3 protein-coding genes are annotated in these 6,425 nt (G+C 35.6%); all 3 read right to left on the reverse strand.

Annotation, left to right across the window (positions count from 1 at the left end):
- Positions 1–239: 239 nt before the first annotated feature.
- Positions 240–2,177, reverse strand: coding sequence for an OmpA family protein (locus tag FLACOL7796_RS02505; protein WP_173969260.1), 1,938 nt, complete (start codon positions 2,175–2,177; stop codon positions 240–242).
- Between the two features lie 12 nt (positions 2,178–2,189).
- Complete coding sequence (locus FLACOL7796_RS02510) at positions 2,190–3,122, reverse strand: PorP/SprF family type IX secretion system membrane protein (RefSeq protein ID WP_173969261.1); 933 nt, start codon at positions 3,120–3,122, stop codon at positions 2,190–2,192.
- Between the two features lie 45 nt (positions 3,123–3,167).
- A partial coding sequence (locus FLACOL7796_RS02515) for an Ig-like domain-containing protein (RefSeq protein ID WP_173969262.1) occupies positions 3,168–6,425 on the reverse strand: 3,258 nt, incomplete at its 5' end.

Here is a 6,425-nt window from a genome sequence, read left to right on the forward strand (position 1 = left end):
AAATGCTGAAGGTTGTGATTTAGAATAACTGAACATCAAAATTAGGATTATTTTTGTTCAAAAACAGTAAAAAACAAAACTTTTATAAAATCAAAAATCAAGCTGCAAAACGATGCAACTTGATTTTCTTCTTGCCCATTATTCTTAAAAAGAATTAAACAAAACCAACTTCCAAATGGTTTCTTCGTTTTATGTTTTTATTCTGGTAATCCCCAAATTACAGGAATAGAATCATAAAACTATTTCTGAATAATGATAAAGTCTGATCGTCTGTTTAATAAATGTTCTTCTTCGGTACATTTTACTCCATTTTTACATTTATTAACTAATCGTGTTTCTCCATAACCAATTGCGCTTTCTATTCTTGAAGGATCAATACCTTGTGCTACAATGTAATCACGTGTCGATTTGGCTCTGTTGTCTGAAAGTTTCAGGTTATAAGCATCTTTTCCTCGAGAATCTGTATGAGACTCGATTTTGATACGAATGTTAGGAAACTTTCTCATAATAAAAACTACTTTGGCCAACTCATCAACTGCTGATGGTGTTATATCAAATTTGTTATAGTCAAAATAAATTGGGTTAACATCTACTTTTTCTACTCCTTTTTTCTTTACTACCAGATCATCATAATTGCTTAGTTCGAAATTAACATCGGTAATTTCTGCTTCGTTTTCTTTTGTAGTTTCGACTGTTTTTTCGTCGTTGCTATAATTTGTTTTAGAAGCCACTAACCGAACTGCTTTATTACAAGGTACTGTTACAGCATATTTTCCTTCGTAGTTCGTTTTTGTCTCTGCCAATATCTCGTTATACGAATTGTAAGCTACAATGGTAACATCTGTTATTGGCAATTTTGATTTGTGATCGAATGCTTTTCCTGAAATATTCTGATTACAAACCGGTTCTCCTTTTACAAAAGAATAAATGTCATCATCGCCTTTACCTCCAGCTCTGTTTGAAGATACATAACCATAAGCTCCTGTTTTATCAATAACAAAAGTAAAATCGTCTTTGTTGCTGTTTATTGGCGCTCCAAGATTTATAGGTGTAGAGAAGGTTCCGTCTGCCAGAAATTTACTTTGGTATACATCGAGATCTCCTAAACCATAATGTCCGTCTGAAGAAAAATAAAGTATTCCGTTACGAAAAAATGGAAAAAGGTCATTACCAATTGTATTAATTTTTGGTCCCAGATTTTGAGGTGAACTCATCGTTCCGTCATCTGCAATTTTAACTACATACAAATCGGTTTCACCATAACCTCCAGGCATATCTGAAGCAAAGAAAAGCAATTGTCCGTCATCGCTTAAAGAAGGATGCCCTACAGAATAATCATCATTATCAAAGAACACTTTTTGAGGGTTTTCTACTTTTCCGTTTACAATTGAACCTTTAAGAATTTGAAAGTTATTGACTTTGTTTTGATCTATTACTAACTTTTTCTTCTTAATAATGTTCGACGAATAATAAATCGTTTTTCCGCTGGCATCAAAACTTGCTGTTGCCTCGTGATACTTGGTCATAACATTTGGCATAAACAGGTTGTCATTAAACAAACTTCCGTCAGCAGGATTTCGTTCTGCTATATATAAATTTAGAAACGGCTGATTGTTCCAGTTATACAGTTTATCTCCAAAATTTGTAGTATCTCTGGCGGATGTAAATACGATACGATCCTGATAGAAAGTGGCTCCAAAATCTGATTTACTGGTATTGATATCTAAGTTTTTAATAGAGTAAAGAGATTTTGCCTTTCTTAAGCTATCCAATTGTTTTTTTTGGGTAACATAATGACTGATCTCTTTTTGATCTCCTTTTTTGTTTAGATACTCTTTTGTGATTTTATCTGCGTCATCATAATCCATTACGGCTTTCATCGACTGGATATAACGCAGGTAATAAATATCGGTTAAATTATTGCCTTGTACTTCGTATAATCTTTTGTACCATTTAAGTGCATTTCTTGCATCAGAAATAAAATAATACGAATCTGCGGCATTTTTTATCGTTTGAGCCGATGGATTTTCGATGTTTTGTAAACATTCTTCGTAAGCTTTTGAAGCGTCTACATAAGAATAGTTTTTAAACAAAGCATCGGCCTTTTTTAAATTAGTCTTTTGAGCAAAACCAAATGTAAAACTCAATAGCAAACTAAGGATATATAATTTTTTCATAAGTTTTATATTTTAGAAGAATCGAGGAGATTTGATTTTACTTTGATTTTTAGTAAATTGATAACGCAAGACGATTTCGTGTGTACCGTCATTGTATTTGGTCAAATCGCTTACAGTATAATCAAAAGCATATCCGGCATAAAAACTTCTGGATATTTGAAAACCCAGTAAAGCACTCACGGAATCATCTGTTCGATAAGAAGCACCGAGTACAAATTTTTCTGCAATCATAAAGTTTGCTGATATATCAGCAGTAAGTGGCGCTCCATTTACTGCTTTTACTAAAAATGCCGGCTTGAATTTTAAATTCGGATTCAAATCAAAAACATAACCTCCCATTAAATAATAATGCAAACGATCATAATCTATAGATTCCTGAACATCATCGTAATAATCATTTTGAATAAAGCTTGGAATTGAAAATCCTACATACCATCTATCTGTATAATAGTAAACTCCGGCTCCAACAGCCAATTTCATTTGATTATTAATGTTTTGATTTAACAAAACATCATTATTATTGTAATATCTACCCTTAGACCAATCGATATTCAACATTCTCATACCTGCTTTAAGACCAAACGCTAATCTTTTATCATATCCTAACGGAATTGAATAAGCAAAGTTTCCGTCCAGATACAATTCGTTTGATGGACCAATTTTGTCATTTACGACACTTAATCCTAAACCAATATTCTCGTTTCTAAGCGGTGAGTGTATAGAAAATGACTGGGTCTCTGGAGCTCCGTCAATTCCTACCCATTGAGAACGTCCCAAAAGAGTTGCTTCTAATGTTCCGGTAGATCCAGCATAAGCTGGATTTACCGACATTGTATTGTACATATATTGTGTGTACCCCGGATCCTGTTGTGCACTGGCACAAAATGTAATAAAAGAACATATTAGGATGAAATACGTTTCTAATGATTTTATATATAGTTTCATAACGATACTTATTAAGTTTAATTAATTAGATGATTAATACAGAGATTATCTCATTATAGATAACCAGCCTTTTTTAACCGTTCCATCTCCAATGGTTATCACATAAAAATAAGTACCTGTTGGCAGCATATCTCCTCTATTAATAACTCCTGATACATTGGCAGTTCCGTCCCAATCATTTTCATAATGTTGTTTACTATATACTAATGAACCGTATCTGTTATATACTTTCAACTCGTTGTTTGGATATGATTCGATACAATCAATTCTGAAAAGGTCATTCGCTCCGTCATTGTTTGGAGTAAATTCATTATACACTGTTAAACAAACTGGTACAACAGTAACTGATGCAGAATTATTTGATGTATCAACATCTAAAGGAGTCGAAATTTCGACAGTTGCAACGTTTGTATAATTACCACTTGGCAATACTTCTGCAACGATTGTAAGTACAACACTTTGTCCCGCATTTAGAGTTGGAATTGTCCAAAGTTGTGTAGTTAAATCATATGTTCCTGCAGTTGTACTAGCGCTTATTAAATCAAATCCGCTTGGTAATAATTCGCTTACTATCGTATTTATAAAGTTCCCTTCGCCAACATTGTTCACCGTTACGGTAAATGTTATTTGCTCACCAAAATTAGGTGTAGGATTGCTAACTGTATTTGTGATCGTTAGGTCAGAACATGTAGCTACATTTACATTTAATGATTTAGTTGTTTTTTCATTACATGTATTGATATAAGTAACATTTACTTTACCAGGTCCGATATCAGACCATGATATTGTTACAGTTCCGTCAGCATTTCCTCCTCCAGAAGTAATTGTACCGTTTTGAACAGTCCAGATATAATCTGATTTTCCGTTGGCAATAGAATAAGTAACTCCCTGGAAAACACATGGTGTATCATCTGTTGTTGTAATTGGCACCAATGCATCATTTTCAAAAGAAATTGTTACGCCTAATCTTGTTGCACCCTCACAACCATTAGTAGTATTGTTAAGAACACTTGCATAATATGTTGAAGCTGTAAGAGGCGTGTTTGCCGCTAGTGGTGTTCCGCCATTTGCTGAAGTGTACCATATTACATTTGCCTCATTTACAACAATACTTTCTATTGTAGGAGCTGCTGATAAACAGAATGTTTGGTTTACTCTTGGCGTGGTAACAATACCTGGTGTATTTACATTTACTATAACCTGTAATCTTAAAGGATTCTCACAACCTGAACCACTCGCTACAACACCATAATAAGTACCGTTTGCTAAAGCTGTTGTTGCAGGAATTGCTGTTCCTCCGGTTGCAGTACTATACCAAATTACATTTGATTCATTTACCTGAATATTCGAAACTTTTGGTGCATTTACTGAACAGAAGTTTTGAGTAGATGAAGTTGTTGTAGGTGTTGGCATTGGATTAACAATAGTGATTGTAACTGGCAAACGAGTTGCACTTTTACATCCTGTTAAAGGATTTGTGATTTCTCCATAATAAATACCAGAAGTCAAAGCTGTTGTTAACGGAATCGCTGTTCCTCCTGTTGCACCATTAAACCAGGATACATTACTTTCGTTTACCTGAATGCTGGCAAATGTTGGAGCACTTGTTGAACAGAAATTCTGAGCTGCGTTATTTGTTGTAGGAACATTTGAACCTCCAACAGTAACCGTAACTTTTAGTCTAATGCTGCTTTCACAACCTGTAGATGCATCTTTTAATGCTGCGAAATAATCTCCGCTTACTAACACTGTTGTAGCCGAAATTGGTGTTCCGCCTGTTGCGGCGCTGTACCAAACTACATTCGTTTCGTTTACCTGAATATTGGCAACAGTTGGATTATTTTCAGAACAGAAAGTTTGCGAAGCATTTGCTGTCGTTGGTGTAACAGGATCTGTTACATTAACTGTTACTGTTAATCTTGCACTGCTCTCACATCCCGTCGCTGCATCTTTTAAAGCTGCATAATATGTACCGCTTGTTAAGGCTGTTGTAGATGGAATCGCTGTTCCGCCAGTTAAAGCTGTATACCAAATGATATTGGTTTGATTGAACTGAACACTTGCAAAAGTAGGCACATTTACAAAACAGAAGTTTTGTGTACCTGCTGTTACTAATGTTGGTGTTCCAGGATCAGTAATACTTATTGTTACGGCTAATCTAACAGCACTTTCACAACCTGATGCAGGATCGTTGATAGCTGCATAATAAGTACCGCTTGTTAAAGCTGTAGTTGATGGAATTCCTGTTCCGCCTGTTAAAGCTGTATACCAAACGATATTAGTTTGATTAAACTGAACACTCGCAAAAGTAGGCGCATTTACTAAACAGAAGTTTTGTGTGCCTGCCGTTACCAAAGTTGGTGTTCCAGGGTCGCTAACATTGATTGTTACGGTTAATCTTACCGCACTTTCACAACCTGATGTTGGATCGCTGATTGCTGCGTAATACGTACCGCTTGTTAAAGCTGTAGTCGATGCAATCGCTGTACCGCCTGTTAATGCTGTATACCAAACGATGTTTGCCTGATTAAACTGAACACTTGCAAAAGTTGGTGCATTTACTAAACAGAAGTTTTGTGTTCCTGCTGTTACTAAAGTTGGTGTTCCAGGATCGTTAACATTGATTGTTACTGCTAACCTAACACTACTCTCACATCCAGTAGTCGCATCTTTTAAAGCTGCGTAATATGTACCGCTTGTTAAAGCTGTCGTAGATGGAATTTCTGTTCCGCCTGTTAAAGCGGTATACCAAACAATATTGGCTTGATTGAACTGAACACTTGCAAAAGTTGGCGCATTTACCAAACAGAAGTTTTGAGTTCCTGCTGTTACTAAAGTCGGTGTTCCAGGATCAGTTACGCTGATTGTTACACTTAATCTTACCGCACTTTCACAACCTGTTGTTGGATCGCTGATTGCTGCGTAATACGTACCGCTTGTTAAAGCTGTTGTTGATGGAATTCCTGTTCCGCCTGTTAAAGCTGTATACCAAACAATATTAGCTTGATTAAACTGAACACTTGCAAAAGTTGGCGCATTTACCAAACAGAAGTTTTGAGTTCCTGCTGTTACTAATGTTGGTGTTCCAGGATCGTTAACATTGATCGTTACTGTCAATCTTGTAATACTCTCACATGATGTCGTTGGATCTTTGATCGCCGCATAATACGTACCACTTGTTAAAGCTGTTGTTGATGGAATTCCTGTTCCGCCTGTTAAAGCTGTGTACCAAACAATGTTTGTTTCATTAAACTGAACACTTGCAAAAGTTGGAGCATTTACCAAACAGAAGTTTTGAGTTCC

This window comes from Flavobacterium bizetiae (assembly GCF_902804475.1).
GTDB lineage: Bacteria > Bacteroidota > Bacteroidia > Flavobacteriales > Flavobacteriaceae > Flavobacterium > Flavobacterium bizetiae.

What these genes read in the sequence shown, in the direction of transcription:
- FLACOL7796_RS02505 (WP_173969260.1), bottom strand. Translation starts at nt 2,177, where the DNA reads ATGAAAAAATTATATATCCTTAGTTTGCTATTGAGTTTTACATTTGGT.
- FLACOL7796_RS02510 (WP_173969261.1), bottom strand. Translation starts at nt 3,122, where the DNA reads ATGAAACTATATATAAAATCATTAGAAACGTATTTCATCCTAATATGT.